17 protein-coding genes are annotated in these 19,933 nt (G+C 73.6%); 13 read left to right on the top strand and 4 right to left on the bottom strand.

Translation table 11 applies throughout. The features are described 5' to 3' along the window. The first annotated feature begins 45 nt into the window (after window positions 1-45). The 5 genes from ACY1JF_RS02230 to ACY1JF_RS02210 all read left to right on the top strand — a co-directional run bounded on the left by ACY1JF_RS02230 (window position 46) and on the right by ACY1JF_RS02210 (window position 6,619). A complete protein-coding gene (locus ACY1JF_RS02230; protein ID WP_462703235.1) occupies window positions 46-564 on the top strand; it encodes a hypothetical protein in 519 nt (172 codons plus the stop codon). Between the two features lie 45 nt (window positions 565-609). Further along, the gene (locus ACY1JF_RS02225; protein WP_462703234.1) at window positions 610-3,807 is read left to right on the top strand and encodes a S41 family peptidase; all 3,198 of its coding nucleotides are present in this window, start codon (window positions 610-612) and stop codon (window positions 3,805-3,807) included. Between the two features lie 527 nt (window positions 3,808-4,334). Beyond that, complete coding sequence (locus ACY1JF_RS02220; RefSeq protein ID WP_462703233.1) at window positions 4,335-4,688, top strand: histidine triad nucleotide-binding protein; 354 nt, start codon at window positions 4,335-4,337, stop codon at window positions 4,686-4,688. Between the two features lie 3 nt (window positions 4,689-4,691). Further along, complete coding sequence (locus tag ACY1JF_RS02215) at window positions 4,692-5,597, top strand: ribonuclease Z (RefSeq protein ID WP_462703232.1); 906 nt, start codon at window positions 4,692-4,694, stop codon at window positions 5,595-5,597. 20 nt (window positions 5,598-5,617) lie between these two features. Then, complete coding sequence (locus tag ACY1JF_RS02210) at window positions 5,618-6,619, top strand: adenosine deaminase (protein ID WP_462703231.1); 1,002 nt, start codon at window positions 5,618-5,620, stop codon at window positions 6,617-6,619. A 3-nt stretch (window positions 6,620-6,622) separates the two neighbouring features. Here the strand turns inward: ACY1JF_RS02210 and ACY1JF_RS02205 are convergent, their stop codons facing one another. Beyond that, entirely contained in the window at window positions 6,623-7,933 is a 1,311-nt protein-coding gene (locus ACY1JF_RS02205; RefSeq protein WP_462703230.1) for an MFS transporter, read from the bottom strand. A gap of 328 nt (window positions 7,934-8,261) precedes the next feature. Here ACY1JF_RS02205 and ACY1JF_RS02200 point away from each other — a divergent pair, with 328 nt between their 5' ends. From ACY1JF_RS02200 to era, 6 genes are all read left to right on the top strand, one after another. Next, window positions 8,262-9,410, top strand: a complete 1,149-nt coding sequence (locus ACY1JF_RS02200) for a carbohydrate kinase family protein (protein WP_462703229.1) — start codon at window positions 8,262-8,264, stop codon at window positions 9,408-9,410. Between the two features lie 150 nt (window positions 9,411-9,560). Next, window positions 9,561-10,640: a PhoH family protein gene (locus ACY1JF_RS02195; RefSeq protein ID WP_462703228.1), complete on the top strand. Its 1,080-nt coding sequence runs from the start codon at window positions 9,561-9,563 to the stop codon at window positions 10,638-10,640. A 12-nt stretch (window positions 10,641-10,652) separates the two neighbouring features. Beyond that, window positions 10,653-11,150, top strand: a complete 498-nt coding sequence (gene ybeY, locus ACY1JF_RS02190; RefSeq protein ID WP_215169129.1) for an rRNA maturation RNase YbeY — start codon at window positions 10,653-10,655, stop codon at window positions 11,148-11,150. After that, a complete protein-coding gene (locus ACY1JF_RS02185; RefSeq protein WP_462703227.1) occupies window positions 11,147-12,415 on the top strand; it encodes a hemolysin family protein in 1,269 nt (422 codons plus the stop codon). The genes ybeY and ACY1JF_RS02185 overlap by 4 nt, the downstream gene beginning before the upstream one ends. A 293-nt stretch (window positions 12,416-12,708) precedes the next feature. Further along, window positions 12,709-13,071, top strand: coding sequence for a cytidine deaminase (locus ACY1JF_RS02180; RefSeq protein ID WP_462703226.1), 363 nt, complete (start codon window positions 12,709-12,711; stop codon window positions 13,069-13,071). A 131-nt stretch (window positions 13,072-13,202) separates the two neighbouring features. Then, the gene (gene era, locus ACY1JF_RS02175) at window positions 13,203-14,162 is read left to right on the top strand and encodes a GTPase Era (protein WP_462703225.1); all 960 of its coding nucleotides are present in this window, start codon (window positions 13,203-13,205) and stop codon (window positions 14,160-14,162) included. Between the two features lie 15 nt (window positions 14,163-14,177). Here the strand turns inward: era and ACY1JF_RS02170 are convergent, their stop codons facing one another. From ACY1JF_RS02170 to ACY1JF_RS02160, 3 genes are read right to left on the bottom strand one after another with little or no spacing between them, the layout of a single operon-like run. Further along, window positions 14,178-15,467 carry a GH1 family beta-glucosidase gene (locus ACY1JF_RS02170; protein WP_462703224.1) on the bottom strand — a complete coding sequence of 430 codons (1,290 nt, stop codon included), beginning with the start codon at window positions 15,465-15,467 and terminating at the stop codon, window positions 14,178-14,180. Window positions 15,468-15,506: 39 nt separating this feature from the next. Continuing rightward, entirely contained in the window at window positions 15,507-15,773 is a 267-nt protein-coding gene (locus ACY1JF_RS02165) for a protealysin inhibitor emfourin (protein ID WP_462703223.1), read from the bottom strand. Between the two features lie 35 nt (window positions 15,774-15,808). Further along, complete coding sequence (locus tag ACY1JF_RS02160) at window positions 15,809-16,915, bottom strand: M4 family metallopeptidase (RefSeq protein WP_462703222.1); 1,107 nt, start codon at window positions 16,913-16,915, stop codon at window positions 15,809-15,811. Window positions 16,916-17,251: 336 nt separating this feature from the next. Here ACY1JF_RS02160 and leuA point away from each other — a divergent pair, with 336 nt between their 5' ends. Together leuA and ACY1JF_RS02150 are read left to right on the top strand one after the other, a co-directional pair. Beyond that, the gene (gene leuA, locus ACY1JF_RS02155) at window positions 17,252-18,973 is read left to right on the top strand and encodes a 2-isopropylmalate synthase (RefSeq protein ID WP_462703221.1); all 1,722 of its coding nucleotides are present in this window, start codon (window positions 17,252-17,254) and stop codon (window positions 18,971-18,973) included. A gap of 185 nt (window positions 18,974-19,158) precedes the next feature. Then, on the top strand, window positions 19,159-19,857 hold the full coding sequence (locus tag ACY1JF_RS02150) for a TerB family tellurite resistance protein (RefSeq protein WP_462703220.1): 699 nt from the start codon (window positions 19,159-19,161) through the stop codon (window positions 19,855-19,857). The last annotated feature ends 76 nt before the right edge of the window (window positions 19,858-19,933 follow it).

Below are 19,933 nucleotides of genomic sequence, written 5' to 3'. Positions count from 1 at the left end.
CCGCCCCGCCCCCGTCGGTGGCAGTCTGCCCGCATGGGGGTTTCGATGCGTGTTCGGTTCGGGCGGCGCGGGGTGCCGGCCGCCGTACTGGCCGTGGTGGCCGTCGGCGCTGTCGTGGCCTGCGATCCCGTCGGTACGAGTTCCGCGTCGGTGGCGTACACCACCGACCAGACGGTCACCCGCGAACTGGAGCGGCGGGACACGGGCGTGCGGTGGATCACCTGCAACGCGTCCTACGACGGCTCCGGCGCGAGCGCCTCGGCGAGCGAGGAGACGGTCGCGGAGGTGAGCTGCGAGGGGCAGACCGACGACGGCAAGGACATCACCGTCGACGGCCACGTCACCCGCGTCGTCGAGGGCGCCTGCGTCCGCGGCGAACTCACCGCCGAGGTCGACGGCAAGCAGCGGTTGCGGGTCAGCGGGCTGGGCGACTGCGACGCCACCCCCACCCCGCCGGTGAACAGCGACCCGACGCGCGTCGGGCCGGGGCCCACCGTCACCGTGACCGTCACCAGGACCGTCTACTGCCAGACCCGCCCCCAGTGCTGGCCCGAGGGCAAGTGATCCGAACCCCTGTCCCGCGCCGCCGCCGCTGCTTAGGGTGAGGGGGTGACTCAGTCCGCAGCTGCTGCCTACCTCCGGTTCCCGCATCCGCACGGCGAGCTGACCGCCTTCACCGCCGAGGACGACGTGTGGCTCGCGCCCCTCGACGGCGGGCGTGCCTGGCGGGTCAGCGCCGACAACACCCCCGTCACCCACCCGCGCATCTCGCCCGACGGCACCACGGTCGCCTGGACCTCCACCCGGGACGGCGCCCCCGAGGTGCACGTCGCGCCGGCCGAGGGCGGCCCGTCCCGGCGGCTGACGTACTGGGGCGGCAGGACCCAGGTCCGCGGCTGGCTGCCGGACGGCCGGGTGCTGGCCGTCAGCACCTACGGCCAGGCCAGCCTGCGCCGTACCTGGGCCCGCGCGATCCCGCTGGACGGCGGCCCCGCCGAGACCCTGCCCTACGGCCCGGTCGGCGACGTCGCGTTCGGCCCGCGCACCGTGCTGCTGTCCGCGCCGATGGGCCGCGAGGCCGCCTGGTGGAAGCGGTACCGGGGCGGCACGGCGGGCAAGCTGTGGATCGACGCCGAGGACGACGGGGAGTTCGTACGGCTGCACCGGGACCTCGACGGCAACATCGAGTACCCCTTCTGGGTGGGGGAGAGGCTCGCGTTCCTCTCCGACCACGAGGGCACCGGCGCGGTGTACTCCTCCCTCGCCGACGGCACCGACCTGCGCCGCCACACCCCCCTCGGGGGCTTCTACGCCCGGCACGCGGCCACCGACGGCACCCGGGTCGTCTACTCCAGCGCCGGTGAGCTGTGGACGCTGGACGACCTGGACGGCGCCGAACCCCGCCGTCTCGACGTACGGCTCGGCGGCCCGCGCGCCGACCTGCAGCCCTACCCGGTCGACGCCGCCCGCTGGTTCGGCTCCGCCTGCCCCGACCACACCGGCCGGGGCAGCGCCGTCGCCGTGCGCGGCGGCGTGCACTGGGTCACCCACCGCTCCGGACCCGCCCGCGCGCTGGCCGCCACCCCCGGCGTCCGGGCCCGGCTGCCGCGCGCCTTCCGCGCCGACGGCGAGCAGTGGGCGGTGTGGGTGACCGACGCCGAGGGCGAGGACGCCCTGGAGTTCGCGCCCGCCACCGGCCTGCTGCCCGGCGCCACCCCGCGCCGCCTGGCCGCCGGACGGCTGGGCCGCGTCCTGGGCCTGGCGATGGCCCCCGACGGCAGCAAGGCGGCCGTCGCCTCCCACGACGGCCGGGTGCTGCTCGTCGAGCGGGCCACCGGCGAGGTCCGCGAGGTCGACCGCAGCGAGGACGGCGACGCCCGGGGCCTGGTCTTCTCGCCCGACTCCGCCTGGCTGGCCTGGTCCCACCCCGGCCCCCGCCCCCTGTCCCAGCTCAAGCTCGCCAACACCACCGACCTCACGGTCGCCGAGGCGACCCCGCTGCGCTTCCAGGACTACGCCCCCGCCTTCACCCTCGACGGCAAGCACCTGGCGTTCCTGTCCACCCGCTCCTTCGACCCGGTCTACGACGAGCACGTCTTCGACCTGGGCTTCGTCGAGGGCACCCGCCCGCACCTGATCACGCTGGCCGCGACCACGCCGTCGCCGTTCGGCCCGCAGCGCCACGGGCGCCCCTTCGAGAGCTCCGACAAGGAGGGCACCCCCGACAGCGAGGGCGCCCCCACCACCCGCGTCGACCTCGAAGGACTCGCCGACCGGATCGTGCCCTTCCCGGTCGAGGCCGCCCGCTACTCCGGCCTGCGCGCCGCCAAGGACGGCGTGCTGTGGCTGCGCCACCCGGTCACCGGCGTCCTGGGCGCCTCCCGGGCCACCCCGGACGACGCCGACCCGGGCCCCGAGCTGGAGCGTTACGACCTCGCCCAGCAGCGCGTCGAGCACCTCGCCTCGGACGCCGACCGCTTCGCCGTCAGCGGCGACGGCAAGCGCGTCCTGCTGTGGACCGACGGCCGCCTCAAGGTCGTCCCCAGCGACCGCCGCGCCTCGAACGACGACGACAGCGACACCAACGTCACCGTCGACCTCTCCCGCGTCCTGGGGACCGTCGACCCGGTGGCCGAGTGGCGGCAGATGTACGAGGAGACCGGCCGCGTCATGCGGGACCACTTCTGGCGGCCCGACATGAACGGCGTCGACTGGGACGGCGTACTGGACCGCTACCGCCCCCTCCTCGACCGCGTCGCCACCCACGACGACCTGGTCGACCTCCTCTGGGAGGTGCAGGGCGAACTGGGCACTTCGCACGCCTACGTCGTCCCGCGCGGCGGCCACGGCCACGGCCCCCGGCAGGGCCTGCTCGGCGCCGACCTCTCCCGGCACGCGGACGGCACCTGGCGCGTCGACCACGTGCTGCCCTCGGAGACCTCCGACCCGCAGGCCCGCTCCCCGCTCGCCGCACCCGGCGTCGCGGTACGCGCCGGGGACGCGATCGTCGCCGTCTCCGGCCGCCCCGTCGACCCGGTCACCGGCCCCGGCCCGCTCCTGGTCGGCACGGCGGGCACCCCGGTCGAGCTGACCGTCCTGCCCGCCGGCGGCGGCGAGGCCCGGCACGTCGTGGTCGTCCCCGTCGCCGACGAGGAACCCCTGCGCTACCACGCCTGGGTCGCCGGCCGCCGGGCCCGCGTCCACGAACTGTCCGGCGGCCGGCTCGGCTACCTCCACGTCCCCGACATGCAGGCCCCGGGCTGGGCCCAGATCCACCGCGATCTGGCCGTCGAGGTGGCCCGCGAGGGCCTGGTCGTCGACGTCCGGGAGAACCGCGGCGGCCACACCTCCCAGCTGGTCGTGGAGAAACTGGCCCGCCGCATCGTCGGCTGGGGCGTGCCGCGCGGCATGCGGCCCTACAGCTACCCGCAGGACGCCCCGCGCGGCCCGGTCGTCGCCGTCGCCAACGAGTTCTCCGGCTCCGACGGCGACATCGTCAACGCCGCGGTCAAGGCCCTCGGCCTCGGCCCCGTCGTCGGCACCCGCACCTGGGGCGGCGTCATCGGCATCGACAGCCGCTACCAGCTGGTCGACGGCACGCTGGTCACCCAGCCGAAGTACGCCTTCTGGCTGGAGGGCTACGGGTGGGGCGTGGAGAACCACGGCGTCGACCCGGACGTGGAGGTGGAGCAACGCCCCCAGGACCACGCGGCGGGCCGCGACCCCCAGTTGGACGAGGCGGTACGCATCGCGCTGGAGGCACTGGAAGCGGCACCTGCGAAAACACCGCCAGGACTGCCGGCCTGAGGGGCTGGGTGAGCGGGCACGCTGCTCGTCCACGTCGTTCGCCGTGACCACTCAGTGCCCCTCGGGGTGCCGACGCATCAGGACATTGGCATCCGTGATGGTGGTCAGGTCCCCGACCGCCCGCGCGCGCTCCCGGACGTTCGCCAACTCCCGGCAACCGGCGCATCCTTCGGAAGGCGCGGGCTCCGGCCGGGTCTCGTGGTACGGGAGTTCCACGGGTGCGCCCGGGTATGTCCTCGGCTCGCTCATGTCGTCACCTCCGCGGCGTCCACGCGGCGATGACGGCGCAAGACGGCTTCGCGTTCCGCCGTACTGGCCCGCTCCCACGCGATCAGCCAGTCGACGGCCGTGCGCGCTGTCGGCGTGCTGGTCTCCGAGGGCCGGTTGCGCAAGGTGATTCCGCGCGGGTTCTTCGTGGTCTGAGCGGGAAGAACCCCGGGCGACCGCGCGACCGGCCGCCGATGACCCGCACCCGGCGACGATACGATGCCCCCCCACGACCTGACCCGCCCGAAGGAGACCCGCACATGCCAGGGGAACCCCAGGAAGACTGCCTCTTCTGCAAGATCGTCGCCGGTCAGATCCCCGCGACCATCGTCCGCGAGACGGAGACGACCGTCGCCTTCCGCGACATCAACCCCCAGGCCCCCACCCACGTCCTGGTGATCCCCAAGGCCCACTACCAGGACGCCGCGGCCCTCGCCGCCGGCGCCCCGGAGATCGCCGCCGACGTCCTGCGCGAGACCCAGGCCGTCGCCGACGACGAGAAACTCGACAGCTACCGCATCGTCTTCAACACCGGCGCCGGCGCCGGCCAGACCGTCTGGCACACGCACGCCCACGTCCTCGGCGGCCGCGGCCTCCAGTGGCCCCCCGGATAAGCCGTGTCCGTACGCGAACTCGTCGTCCTCGGCACCGCCAGCCAGGTCCCGACCCGCCACCGCAACCACAACGGCTACCTGCTCCGCTGGGACGCCGAGGGCATCCTGTTCGACCCCGGCGAGGGCACCCAGCGCCAGATGCTGCGCGCCGGGGTCGCCGCGCACGACCTGAACCGGATCTGCGTCACCCACTTCCACGGCGACCACAGCCTGGGCCTGGCCGGCGTGATCCAGCGGATCAACCTCGACCGTGTCCCGCACGAGGTCACCGCCCACTACCCCCGCTCCGGGCAGCGCTTCTTCGACCGCCTCCGCTACGCCACCGCCTACCGCGAGACGGTCGCCCTCACCGAGGCCCCGGTCGACACGGACGGGGTCCTGGCCCGCACCCCCGCCTACACCCTCGACGCCCACCGCCTCTCGCACCCCGTCGAGTCCTACGGCTACCGCCTCACCGAGCCCGACGGCCGCCGCATGCTGCCCGACCGGCTCGCCGCGCACGGCATCAAGGGCCCCGACGTCGGCCGCCTCCAGCGCGACGGCTCGCTCAACGGCGTCTTTCTGGACGAGGTCAGCGAGGTCCGCCGCGGCCAGCGGTTCGCGTTCGTCATGGACACCCGCCTGTGCGACGGCGTGTACGCGCTCGCCGAGGGCTGCGACCTGCTGGTCATCGAGTCGACCTTCCTGGACGAGGACGAGACCCTCGCCGTCGAGCACGGCCACCTCACCGCCGGGCAGGCGGCCCGCGTGGCCCGCGACGCCGGGGTGCGCCACCTCGTCCTCACCCACTTCAGCCAGCGCTACTCCGACCCGGAGGGGTTCGAGCGGCAGGCACGGGCCGCCGGGTACGAGGGCGAGCTGACCGTGGCGTACGACCTGCTCCGGGTACCGGTTCCGAAACGTCGGTAAAGTCCCCGTATCATTCCCTGATGCCCCTCCCCAAAGCCGAACTCCACCTGCACATCGAAGGCACCCTGGAGCCGGAGCTGGCCTTCGAGCTGGCCGCCCGCAACGGTGTCGCCCTGCGCTACCCGGACACCGGGGCCCTGCGCGAGGCGTACCGCTTCGCCGACCTCCAGTCCTTCCTGAACCTGTACTACGAGCTGATGGCGGTCCTGCGCACCGAGCGGGACTTCGCGGACCTGGCCGACGCCTACCTGGCCCGCGCCGCCGCGCAGGGCGTGCGGCACGCGGAGATCTTCTTCGACCCGCAGGCGCACACCGCCCGGGGCGTCCCGCTGGGCACGGTCGTCGAGGGGCTGTGGCGGGCGCTCGGCCGCAGCCGGGAGAACCACGGCGTCTCCACCCGGCTGATCCTGTGCTTCCTGCGCGACCAGCCCGCCGACGCGGCCCTTCAGACGCTGACCGCCGCCCGCCCCTACCTGGACCGCATCACCGGCGTCGGCCTGGACTCCGCCGAGGTGGGGCACCCGCCGGGCAAGTTCCGCGAGGTCTACGCCGAGGCCGCGGCGCTCGGTCTGCGCCGGGTCGCGCACGCCGGCGAGGAGGGCCCGCCGGCCTACATCACCGAGGCCCTGGACCTGCTCGGCGTCGAGCGGATCGACCACGGCCTGCGCTGCGCCGAGGACCCGGCGCTGGTGGAACGCCTGGTGCGGGACCGGGTCCCGCTGACCCTGTGCCCCCTGTCCAACGTCCGGCTGCGCACCGTCGACACCCTCGCCGACCACCCGCTGCCCGCCCTGCTCGACGCCGGGCTGCTGTGCACGGTCAACTCCGACGACCCGGCCTACTTCGGCGGCTACGCGGGCGACAACTTCGACGCCGTACGGGACGCCCTGGGCCTCGGCGAGGACCGGCTGCGGGAACTGGCCCGCAACTCCTTCCTCGCCTCCTTCCTGGAGGACGACGAGGAGCTGCGGGCGCGGTACCTCGCGGAGGTGGAGGCGTACTCCTTCCCCCCGGCCGAGTAGGGGTCAGCGCACCGCTTCGCCGGCCGTGCCGTAGTCGCCCCGGACGGGCGCGGCCGCGCCGTCTACCTCGATCTCCACCACCGGCTGCTCCGGCGCCCCGACCTCCGGCACCGCCCCGCTCGGCGTGCCGGTGGTCGCGGCGACCACGGCGGCCGCGTGACCGCCGCGCCGGCGGACCGCGCCGGGCAGCAGCGGACGCCCGCCGGTGTGCAGGGCCACGGCCGTCATCGGCACGGCGATCAGCAGCAGTCCGGCGCCGAGGACCACGCCCATGCCGGCGAACCCGGCCTGCGCGGACAGCACGCCGCCGGTCAGCGGCCCGGCCGCCGTGCCCAGCGAGGACGCCGACCCGATGAGCACCGCCCACCGGCCGCGCGGGTCGAGCGAGGCGGCGAGGCCGATCAGGTAGGACAGCACCACCGGGTAGAGCGCGTTCCAGGCGATCTCCCCGGCCGTGAAGGACACCGGTCCGGTCGCGGACGCGGTCAGCGCGATGCACCCGGCGATCAGCACCGTCCCGGCGCCCACCGGCACCGCGCGCCCCAGCCGGGCGCCGAGCGCCCCGGCGGTCAGCACGCCGACCAGTCCCGCGCCCAGCGCCGCCGCCAGGACCGCGCCGAGCGCGGCCTCGCCGAGGTGCGCCTGTTCCAGGCCGATCCGGCTGCTCACGCCCCACAGCGAGTTCTGCGCGAGCGACCAGCACACCATCGCGCCGGCGAGGACCAGCCCGGAGCGGCGGCGGGGGAGCGGGGCCCGCTCGTGGCCGGCGGTCGCGGTGCGGGCCGGGCCGGGCAGCCGGCCGGTCAGCGGCCACACGGCGAGCGCGGTCAGCGCTATGGCGGCCAGCGGCAGCCCGTGGCCGGACCCGAGGTGCGGGACGGTCAGGTAGACGGCGGCGGCCAGCGCGGAGACGGACAGCAGGCCGAGCGTGGACGCCCGGTGCGGGTCCTTCTCCGCGGCGATCCGGGTGGCGGCGACCGTCGTCGCCGTACCCGACCCGAACCCGCCCACGACCGCGCCGGCCACGACGGCCGGCACGGAGGCGGTGAGCGCGGCGGTGCCGTAGCCGAGGGCGGCCAGGGCGAGGCCCAGCCGGGCCAGGGTCCGGGCGCCGGCCCGCTCCACGCGGGAGGCGAGCAGGAAACCGGCCGACGCCGAACCGAGCAGCAGCGCGCTGCCGACGGCACCGGCCTGGGTGGCGGTCAGGGGGAGCCCGGCGTCCAGTCTGCCGACGGTGGTGGGCAGCAGGTACGGGGCGAGGTACCCGGCCGTGAACAGGGCGACGAGGGGCCAGGGGGTGGTGCGGGCGAACACGGGCGTTCCCAGGGCATGCGAAAGGAAGCGGTCAGGAAGCTGCGAAGAAAGAAGGGGCGGCGATCGTCGACGGACACGAGCGCGCGGGCAATTTGTATCAAGAGCGGGTAGCCCCCGACGAAATCAGACGATGTGATGTAGATCACCCTTCGGTTTGGGGTTCTGGGAACCGGGTACAAGAGGCGCTCCCCGCCCGGCCCGCGCGCCAAGCGCCCCGGTCCGCCCCGGTCCACTCCGGTCCGCCCCGGTGCCAGCCGCGACGGCGGACGGGCGGCCGGCGCGGTGGTGCACACTGGCCTGATCCGCACCGAGTCAGGGAGCGCACACCGTGACCGCGTCCATCGCGCCCTCCGGAGAGGGGCACCACCGGCACCCGGGTGCCGGCCCGTCGGCCGACCCGCTGGCCGCCCTGCGCGCCCCCGGCGACCCGCCCGTCGACGTCTACCTCACCGGCACCGTCTTCCTCGACATCATCTTCACCGGCCTCGACTCCGCCCCGGTGCGCGGCACCGAGTCCTGGGCCCGCGGGATGGGATCGAGCCCCGGCGGCGTCGCCAACATGGCCACCGCCCTGGCCCGCCTCGGCCTGCGCACCTCGCTCGCCGCGGCCTTCGGCGACGACCACTACGGCGACTACTGCTGGGACGCCCTCGAACAGGGCGAGGGCATCGACCTGTCCCCCTCCCGCACCGTCCCCGGCTGGCACTCGCCGGTCACGGTCTCCATGGCGTACGAGGGCGAGCGCACGATGGTCTCCCACGGCCACGAGGCCCCCGCCGGGGAACAGCCCGCCCCCGGCCGCCCCCCACGCGCGCGCGGCGCCGTCGCCTCCCTGACCCCCGGCGTCCGCGCCCCCTGGATCGCCCGGGCCGCCGCGCAGGGCACCCGCGTCTTCGCCGACGTCGGCTGGGACGACACCGGCGCCTGGGACCTGGCCGCCCTGCCCGACCTGGCGCACTGCGAGGCGTTCCTGCCCAACGCCGAGGAGGCGATGCGCTACACCGGCACCGACTGCCCGCGCGCCGCCGCCCACGCCCTCACCGAGCACGTACCGCTGGCCGTCGTCACCCTCGGCGCGCAGGGCGCCTACGCGGTGGACCGGCGCACGGGGGAGACCGCCGAGGTTCCCGCCATCGCCGTGGAGGCCCTCGACCCGACCGGCGCGGGGGACGTCTTCGTCGCCGGGTTCGTCACCGGCACCCTGGCCGGCTGGCCGCTCGCCGACCGCCTCGCCTTCGCCGGGCTGACCGCCGCCCTCTCCGTCCAGGAGTTCGGCGGCTCCCTGTCCGCGCCCGGCTGGTCCGAGATCGGCGCCTGGTGGCGCGAGGTCCGGTCGGTCGACGGCCAGGACCCGGCGGCCCTGTCCCGGTACGCCTTCCTGGCCGGCCTCGTGCCCGACGGCGGCCCCTGCCACGCGGCCCGGCCGTGGCCGCTGCGCCGCGCGGTCCCCACGATCGGCTTCCGCCGACCGCAGTGACCACCCACGGGCGCCCCCAGCGGTGCGCGACCGCGGTGATACGAAAACTCCTACGGTGTTGTCAGCCCACCGTCGTACCCTGGAACACGCGAGGCCGCCCTCAGCGGGCGGCCATGACGAGGAGGAACCGCAGGCCTTGAGCGCCGGCCCATGACTCAGACACCCACAGCTCACACCCCCGCGCAGCGGCAGGCGAGTGCACGGTTCACCGTCCCCGCCCAGCACCCCATGGTGACCGTCCTGGGGTCCGGAGACTCCTTGCTGCGCGTGATCGAGAAGGCCTTCCCGGCGGCCGACATCCACGTCCGGGGCAACGAGATCAGCGCGACCGGCGACGTTGCGGACGTCGCCCTCATCCAGCGCGTGTTCGACGAGATGATGCTGGTGCTCCGCACCGGGCAGCCGATGACGGAGGACGCAGTGGAACGCTCGATCGCCATGCTCAAGGCGAGCGAGAACGGGGAGAGCGACGGCCAGGAGACCCCGGCCGAGGTGCTCACGCAGAACATCCTGTCCTCGCGAGGCCGCACCATCCGCCCCAAGACGCTCAACCAGAAGCGGTACGTCGACGCCATCGACAAGCACACCGTCGTCTTCGGCATCGGCCCCGCCGGCACCGGCAAGACCTACCTGGCCATGGCCAAGGCCGTCCAGGCCCTCCAGTCCAAGCAGGTCAACCGCATCATCCTGACCCGCCCCGCGGTCGAGGCCGGCGAGCGCCTGGGCTTCCTGCCCGGCACCCTCTACGAGAAGATCGACCCCTACCTGCGCCCGCTCTACGACGCCCTGCACGACATGATGGACCCGGACGCGATCCCCCGGCTGATGGCGGCCGGCACGATCGAGGTGGCGCCGCTGGCCTACATGCGCGGCCGTACCCTCAACGACGCCTTCATCATCCTGGACGAGGCCCAGAACACCAGCCCCGAGCAGATGAAGATGTTCCTCACCCGCCTCGGCTTCGACTCGAAGATCGTGATCACGGGTGACGTGACCCAGGTCGACCTGCCCGGCGGCACCAAGTCCGGGCTGCGCCAGGTCCAGGACATCCTGGACGGCGTGGACGACGTCCACTTCTCCCGGCTCTCCTCCCAGGACGTCGTCCGGCACAAGCTGGTGGGCCGTATCGTCGACGCCTACGAGAAGTACGACAGCGACCACGGCACCGAGAACGGCGCGCACAAGCCGCGCGCCAAGTCCTCCGGCGCCAAGGGCACCAAGGGGAAGTAGACCAGCACGACCATGTCGATCGACGTCAACAACGAGTCCGGAACCGAGGTCGACGAGCAGGCGATCCTCGACATCGCCCGCTACGCGCTCGCGCGGATGCGTATCCACCCGCTCTCCGAGCTCTCGGTGATCGTCGTGGACGCCGACGCCATGGAGCAGCTCCACATCCAGTGGATGGACCTGCCCGGCCCCACCGATGTCATGTCCTTCCCGATGGACGAGCTGCGTCCGCCGTCCAAGGACGACGACGAGCCGCCGCAGGGCCTGCTCGGCGACATCGTGCTCTGCCCCGAGGTCGCCGAGAAGCAGGGCAAGGAGGCCGAGACCCGGCACACCATGGACGAGGAGCTGCAACTGCTCACCGTCCACGGTGTGCTGCACCTGCTCGGCTACGACCACGAGGAACCGGACGAGAAGGCCGAGATGTTCGGCCTCCAGGCGGCCATCGTGGACGGCTGGCGCGCGGAGAAGGGCCTGACCGGTCCGTCCCCGGCCCCGACCGTCTCATGAGCCTGCCGCTCGTCGCCGGCGCCGTCGCCCTGATCGTCGTCGCCTGGCTCGCCGCCAGCGCGGAGGCCGGGCTCGCCCGCGTCTCCAGCTTCCGCGCCGAGGAGGCCGTACGGTCCGGGCGGCGCGGCAGCGCCAAGCTCGCCAAGGTCGCCGCCGACCCCACCCGCTACCTCAACGTGGCGCTGCTGGTCCGCGTCGCCTGCGAGATGGCCGCCGCCGCGCTGGTCACCTACGGCTGTCTCAACGAGTTCACCAACACCACCGAGGCGCTCCTCATCGCCATCGCCGTGATGGTGCTGGTGTCGTACGTCGCCGTCGGCGTCTCGCCGCGCACCATCGGCCGCCAGCACCCGCTGAACACGGCCACCGCGGCGGCGTACGTCCTGGTCCCGCTGGCCAGGATCATGGGCCCGGTCCCGCCCCTGCTCATCCTCATCGGCAACGCGCTCACCCCCGGCAAGGGCTTCCGCCGGGGCCCCTTCGCCTCCGAGGCGGAGCTGCGCGCCCTGGTCGACCTCGCCGAGAAGGAGTCCCTGATCGAGGCCGAGGAGCGCCGCATGGTGCACTCCGTCTTCGAGCTGGGCGACACCTTGGTCCGCGAGGTCATGGTCCCGCGCACCGACCTGGTGGTCATCGAGCGCTACAAGACCATCCGCCAGGCCCTCACCCTCGCCCTGCGCTCCGGTTTCTCCCGCATACCGGTCACCGGCGACAGCGAGGACGACATCGTCGGCATCGTCTACCTGAAGGACCTGGCCCGCAAGACGCACATCAGCCGGGACGCCGAGAGCGAGCTGGTGTCGACGGCGATGCGCCCCGCGTACTTCGTGCCCGACACCAAGAACGCCGGCGACCTGCTGCGCGACATGCAGAAGGACCGCAACCACGTCGCCGTCGTCATCGACGAGTACGGCGGCACCGCCGGCATCGTCACCATCGAGGACATCCTGGAGGAGATCGTCGGCGAGATCACCGACGAGTACGACCGCGAACTCCCGCCGGTCCAGGAGCTCGGCGAGGACCGCTACCGGGTCACCGCCCGCCTCGACATCGGCGACCTGGGCGAGCTGTACGGCCTGGAGGCGTTCGACGACGAGGACGTGGAGACCGTCGGCGGCCTGCTCGCCAAGGCGCTGGGCCGGGTCCCGATCGCCGGGGCGTCGGCCCCCGTCGACCTGCCCGACGGCCGGACCCTGCGCCTGACGGCGGAGGCCGCCGCGGGCCGCCGCAACAAGATCGTGACGGTCCTGGCGGAGCCGGAGTGACCCCGCGCGCCCCGCGCGCGTCCCGCCTCTCCCGTGACGCGGCCGGGGAGGACCCCCCTTCGGCCCCGACACCTCCGTCCTCAAGGCGCCGGACAGGACGTCCGCGCTGAGAGCCCTGGGCGCGCGCCCGCACACGGCCGGCTCCGCGCGCGGGCGCGCGGAACCGGCGTCCGGGCCCGGCACCCGCGGGCCGGGGACACCACCGCCGAGCCCCTCCACGCGGCCGGAGCCGCGGAGGTCACCTCCCTCGGGCGTCCCTCCGGCGACGGACGACGCTTTCGTATGCTCACCCCATGACCGACAGCAGCGCGCTCGCCCCCCTCGCCCCCGAGGACCAGAAGATCGTCACCCTGGCCCGTTCCGCCCGGGCCCGCAACCAGGTGCCCGAGGGCGCCGCCGTGCGCGACGAGACCGGCCGTACGTACGTGGCCGGCACCGTCGCCCTGGACTCCCTGAACCTCAGCGCGCTGCGCACGGCGGTGGCGATGGCGGTGGCCTCCGGCGCGACCTCGCTGGAGGCGGCGGCCGTGGTGACCGGCGCGGAGACCGTCTCCGAGGAGGACCGGGCCGCCGTACGGGACCTCGGCGGCCCGGGGACACCGGTGCTGGTGGCCGGAGTCGACGGCGAGGTCCGGGAGACGGTCACCGCCGGCTGACCCCCTGACCCCCTGACTCCTGAGCCCCTGACCTCCGGCCCCGAAGGCGTCAGGCCCCGGACGCGCGCGTTCCGCGCGGGTGCCGGGGCACTGGTGCGGCGGGGCCCTGTGGATCAGGGACAATGGGCGCCATGAGCGTTCGCAGTCAGTCATCCGAGCCGTCGGAAATGTCCGAGGCCGCCCACCGGGCGGGCTTCGCCTGTTTCGTGGGCCGCCCCAACGCGGGCAAGTCCACCCTCACGAACGCTCTGGTCGGGCAGAAGGTGGCGATCACCTCCAACCGCCCGCAGACCACCCGGCACACCGTGCGGGGCATCGTGCACCGCCCGGACGCCCAGCTGATCCTGGTCGACACCCCGGGCCTGCACAAGCCGCGCACCCTCCTGGGCGAGCGGCTCAACGACGTGGTGCGCACCACGTGGGCCGAGGTCGACGTGATCGGCTTCTGTCTGCCCGCCAACGAGAAGCTCGGCCCCGGCGACCGCTTCATCGCCAAGGAACTCGCCGGCATCAAGAAGACCCCGAAGGTCGCCGTCGTCACCAAGACCGACCTGGTGGACGGCAAGACCCTCGCCGAGCAGCTCATCGCCGTCGACCAGCTCGGCCAGGAGCTGGGCATCACCTGGGCCGAGATCGTCCCGGTGTCGGCCACCGGCGACAAGCAGGTCGACCTCCTCGCCGACCTCCTCGTCCCGCTGCTGCCCGAGGGCCCCGCGCTCTACCCCGAGGGCGACCTCACCGACGAGCCCGAGCAGGTCATGGTCGCCGAGCTGATCCGGGAGGCCGCGCTGGAGGGCGTGCGCGACGAGCTGCCGCACTCCATCGCCGTCGTCGTGGAGGAGATGCTGCCCCGCGAGGACCGCCCCGCCGACAAGCCGCTCCTGGACATCCACGCCAACGTGTTCATCGAGCGCCCCAGCCAGAAGGGCATCATCATCGGCCCCAAGGGCAAGCGCCTCAAGGACGTCGGCGTCAAGTCCCGCAAGCAGATCGAGGCGCTGCTCGGCACCCCCGTCTTCCTCGACCTGCACGTGAAGGTGGCCAAGGACTGGCAGCGCGACCCCAAGCAGCTCCGCCGGCTGGGCTTCTGACCGCGGGCTCCTGCCTCACGCCTGGGCCCTCAGCACGTCCCGGAACCAGCCGTACGACGCCTTCGGCGTGCGCCGCTGCGTGGCGAAGTCCACATGGACCAGCCCGAACCGCCGGGTGTACCCCTCCGCCCACTCGAAGTTGTCCAGCAGCGACCACACGAAGTAGCCGCGTACGTCCACCCCGGCCGCCAGCGCCTCGTGCAGGGCGCGCAGGTGGCCGTCCAGGTAGGCGATGCGGGCCTGGTCGTCGAGGCCGTCGTAGGCGCAGCCGTTCTCGGTGATCAGGACCGGCGGGAGCCGGTCGCCGTAGCGGGCGCGGAAGCCGGTGAGCAGCTCCGTCAGCGCCTCGGGGACGACGGGCCAGCCGGAGTCGGTCACCGGGCGGCCCTCGATCTCGCGGACGGAGAAGGGGAGTCCGGCGCCGAACTGGTCCTCTCCGGCGGGGGCGCCCACCCGGGTCGGCGCGTAGTAGTTCACGCCGTAGAAGTCGAGGGGCTCGGCGATCACCGCCAGGTCGGCCGCCACGTCCCCGGGCATCAGCTCGCCGACGCCGTCCGGGTAGCGGGCCAGGAGCAGCGGGTCGGCGAACATCTGGTTGAGCAGGGTGTCGTAGAAGCCGGCGGCCTCCCGGTCGGCGGGGTCCTCGGAGGCCGGCCAGGTGGGCCCGTGCGAGTTGGCGATGCCGATGCCGGCGGCGCCCGCCGCGCGCAGCGCCCGTACCGCCAGGCCGTGCGCGAGGAGCTGGTGGTGGGCCACCGGCAGCGCGTCGAACAGCAGCCGCTCGCCCGGCGCGTGCACCCCCAGGGCGTGGCCGAGCAGGGTGTGCTCGGCGGGTTCGTTGAGGGTGATCCACGTACGCACCCGGTCGCCGAGCCGGTCCGCGACCCGCGCCGCGTACGCCGCGAACCGCTCCGCGGTGTCCCGCTCGCGCCAGTGGAGGCCGAGCGGCAGGTCCCAGTGGAAGAGGGTGGGCACCGGGCGGACGCCCGCCGCGCACAGCTCGTCCGTCAGCCGGTCGTAGAAGTCCAGCCCGCCGGGGGAGTTCACCCGCGGCCAGGACACCGAGAAGCGGTACGCGCCGACGCCCAGGCCGGCCAGCAGCGCCACGTCCTCGCGGTAACGGCGGCAGTGGTCGCAGGCCACCGCCGCCGTCGAGCCGTCCCGCACCCGGCCGGGCCGGTCCGTGAAGGCGTCCCACACGGACCGCTCGCGCGTCCCGGCGGCCCCCTCGATCTGGTGGGCCGAGGTCGACACCCCCCACAGGAAGCCGGCCGGGAACCTGGGCACCGGGTCCGTCGTCACCATGCCGGGATCATCCGCACGGTCCGCCGCTCACGTCAACAGCTACGACCCCTCCTTCAACACCCGGATGACCAGCTCCCGTTGGGCCTCGGTCAGTCCGGGCTCGGCGGCGTGGACCGTCCGGCCGTCCACGGTGATCCGGTAGCCGAACCCGTCCGGCACCCCGACGGGCGGGATGGTCCGGGCGCCCTCGACGGCCCGCTCGGCCAGCGCGTGCCACTCCCGCGCGTCCGGGCGGCCCCGGGTGTCCACCTCCGCGTGGCGTTCGACGCCCGCGAAGCCTCCTGTGCGCGTCACCTGAATCCGCATGGTCCGTGTCTAGTACGCCGGCGTCCGGTACGGAACTACTCGGCCTGTGTCCCGGCCTGTGTCCCGCTCCGTGCCTCCGCCCGCACCCCGACCCGCTCCCAGGCCTTGCCCACCGCGTCCAGTTCCTCCCCGTCGCCGTAGCGCTCCCGGGCCGCCGCCAGGGTCAGCGCGGCGAACTCCTCGAACGTCGCCTCCTGGCCCAGCTCGCCGCCGGTCAGCACGTCGTACCAGACCTGCCCGGCCCGCTCCCAGGCCTTGCCGCCGAGCGCCGTGGCGAAGAGGTAGAAGGCGTGGTTGGGGATGCCGGAGTTGATGTGCACGCCGCCGTTGTCCGAGCCGGTGTGGAGGTAGCCGTCCATCGTCGCGGGCTGCGGGTCCCTGCCGAGGACGTCGTCGTCGTAGGCGGTGCCGGGCGCCTTCAGCGAGCGCAGCGCCACCCCGGTGACGCGCGGGGCGAGCAGGCCGGCGCCGATCAGCCAGTCCGCCTGGTCGGCGGTCTGCCCGAGCGCGTACTGCTTGACCAGGGAGCCGAAGACGTCCGACACCGACTCGTTGAGGGCGCCGCTCTGGCCGAAGTAGGTCAGGTTGGCCGTGTACTGGGTGACGCCGTGGACGAGTTCGTGGCCGATGACGTCGAGGGGGATGGTGAAGTCGAGGAAGATCTCGCCGTCCCCGTCGCCGAACACCATCTGCTCGCCGTTCCAGAAGGCGTTGCCGTACTCGCGGTCGTAGTGCACGGTCGCGTCCAGCGGCAGGCCGTCGCCGTCGATGGAGTCGCGGCCGTACGCCTTCAGCAGCACCTCGAAGGTGGCGCCGAGGCCCGCGTAGGCGCGGTTGACGGTGGCGTCCTGGCCCGGGTCGTCGCCCTCGCCGCGCACCTTGGTGCCGGGCAGGTCGGTGCCGTTGCGGGCGTCGTAGACGGTGCGGTGCGGGGTGCCGGCCTCGGCGGTGGCGGGCGCGGCCGCCGCGCGGGCGCCGACCACCGTGGTCAGGCGGCGCTGGGTGCGCTCGTAGGCGTCGCGCTGGAGGGTGCGGCGGGCGGGTCCGGCGAGCACGGGGTCGTCGGCCTGGGCGAGCTTGTCCAGGACGTGCGGCGGGACGATGGTGCAGAAGACGGGCTCGAAGCCCCCGTTGTCGTTCATGCCCCACACCATCGCACTGCGTAGCGCACCTGTCACCGGTGGCAACCGTGATTGGTGAAATGGGCCGCCGCCGGGCGACCGCGGAGCCCCGGGAGTGGTATGCGGCACTTTTTGTCCCGGTCCTCCCACGGGTCCCGCATACTGATACGGACCCGCGTATCCGGCACGACTGGGCTAGGCTGCACGGCACCATGCACTTCGGGCTGCTTCTCCTTAGCTGCCGCGGCGAGGGCCTGTAGTCGAGGCCGACTCCCTCCCCGCGGAGCTTCTGCGTTGCCGTCGGCCGTCCTTCCGGACTCGCGGACATCGCGGACACATCGAGGAGCCCACGCCACCATGGCCAATCGCCAGCAGCCCAGTTCCATGCCGATCCAGAAGTACCGCGGCTACGAGCAGGTCGACATCGCCGACCGCACCTGGCCGAACCAGCGGATCACCCAGGCCCCCCGCTGGCTCTCCACCGACCTGCGCGACGGCAACCAGGCCCTGATCGACCCCATGTCGCCCGCCCGCAAGCGCGCGATGTTCGACCTGCTGGTCAAGATGGGCTACAAGGAGATCGAGGTCGGCTTCCCGGCCTCCGGCCGGACCGACTACGACTTCGTCCGCTCCATCATCGAGGACCCGGACGCCATCCCCGACGACGTCACCATCTCCGTACTGACCCAGGCCCGCGAGGACCTGATCGAGCGGACCGTGGAGTCCCTGAGGGGCGCCAGGCGGGCCACCGTCCACCTGTACAACGCCACCGCGCCGGTCTTCCGCCGGGTCGTCTTCCGCGGCTCCAGGGACGACATCAAGCAGATCGCCGTCGACGGCACGCGGCTGGTCATGGAGTACGCCGAGAAGCTGCTGGGCCCGGAGACGGTCTTCGGCTACCAGTACAGCCCGGAGATCTTCACCGACACCGAGCTGGACTTCGCCCTGGAGGTCTGCGAGGCGGTGATGGACGTCTACCAGCCCGGCCCGGACCGCGAGATCATCCTCAACCTGCCCGCCACCGTGGAGCGTTCGACGCCGTCCACGCACGCGGACCGCTTCGAGTGGATGCACCGCAACCTGTCCCGCCGCGAGCACGTGGTGCTCTCCGTCCACCCGCACAACGACCGCGGTACGGCGGTGGCGGCGGCCGAGCTGGCCCTGATGGCCGGCGCCGACCGCGTCGAGGGCTGCCTGTTCGGCCAGGGCGAGCGCACCGGCAACGTCGACCTGGTCACCCTGGGCATGAACCTGTTCTCCCAGGGCGTCGACCCGCAGATCGACTTCTCCGACATCGACGAGATCCGCCGTACGTGGGAGTACTGCAACCAGATGGAGGTCCACCCGCGCCACCCGTACGTGGGCGACCTGGTCTACACGTCCTTCTCCGGCTCCCACCAGGACGCCATCAAGAAGGGCTTCGACGCGATGGAGGCCGACGCGGCGGCCCGCGGCGTCACCGTGGACGACCTCGAATGGGCCGTCCCCTACCTGCCCATCGACCCCAAGGACGTCGGCCGCTCCTACGAGGCGGTCATCCGGGTCAACTCGCAGTCCGGCAAGGGCGGCATCGCCTACGTCCTGAAGAACGACCACAAGCTGGACCTGCCGCGCCGGATGCAGATCGAGTTCTCGAAGATCATCCAGGCGAAGACGGACGCCGAGGGCGGCGAGATCACCCCGGCGGCGATCTGGGAGGTCTTCCAGGACGAGTACCTGCCCAACCCGGACAACGCCTGGGGGCGCATCCAGGTCCGCGCCGGCCAGACGACCACCGACCGGGACGGCGTGGACACCCTCACCGTGGAGGCCACGGTCGACGGCGCCGACACCGTGCTGACCGGCTCGGGCAACGGCCCGATCTCGGCCTTCTTCGACGCCCTCCAGGCCGTCGGCATCGACGTGCGCCTGCTGGACTACCAGGAGCACACGATGAGCGAAGGGGCCTTTGCGCAGGCCGCCTCCTACATCGAGTGCGCCATCGACGGCAAGGTCCTGTGGGGGATCGGAATCGACGCGAACACGACGCGCGCCTCGCTCAAGGCGGTCGTCTCCGCCGTCAACCGAGCGGCGCGCTGACCAGCCGATCCAGTGGTCCGCCGCCCCGTCCGCCCGCCGCGCGGGGGACGGGGCGGCGTCGGGTACCGGCCATATGCGTGTGCAGGTCACGGAAAGGTCTCGTACGGGGTACTGACTCCGCGTCGGCGATGTGGCTAACATCACGCCAGTACGGCGATGTTGCCGTGCGGTTACGGAGGTGCGACGTGCTGCCTGGACGGGGACGGAACGGCCGAGCTGCCCGGCCGCCGCGCATCCTGGGGACCCGCACCGCGTGGACGGCCGTCGGCGACGGCGAGTTCTTCTGCCCCGCCTGCGGAGGGGACCGCAACTACCGGCGCCTCACCGGCCGCCGCCGGCTCGCCCTGCTCGGGATGCCCGTACTGCCCCGCGGGGACACCGGCCCGGTCGTCGAGTGCGCGGCCTGCCGGCGCCACTTCGGCACCGACGTCCTCGACCACCCCACCACCACCCGCTTCTCCGCGATGCTCCGCGACGCCGTGCACACCGTCGCCCTCGCGGTGCTGGCCGCGGGCGGCACCCGCTCCCGTACGGCGCTGACGGCGGCGGCCGGCGCGGTGCGCGCGGCGGGCTTCGAGGACTGCACCGAGGAGCGGCTGGAGACGCTGGTCGAGGCGCTCGCGGCGGACACCGGACGGGTCCGGGGCGGCCCCTGCGGGCCCGGCCTCGCCATAGAGCTGCACGAGGCGCTCGACCCGCTGGCCCCGCACCTGGCCGCCGCCGGCCGCGAGTCGATCCTCCTCCAGGGCGCCCGCATCGCCCTCGCCGACGGCCCCTACACCCCCGCCGAACACGACACCCTGGCCACGGTGGGCGCGGCCCTGACCATCTGCTCGGACGACGTGAACCGGTTGCTGACGGCGGCTGCCCGGACACCTTCGTGAGCTGACGGGCCCGCTCCCGCGGAACCAGGCCCGGCCGCGGCGCCGGCCGGTGCGTGCCCGGGCCGCGACGAGGGCC

It is taken from the genome of Streptomyces sp. SYSU D01066-1 (assembly GCF_054956795.1).
This window is presented reverse-complemented; position numbering and strand designations above follow the sequence as displayed.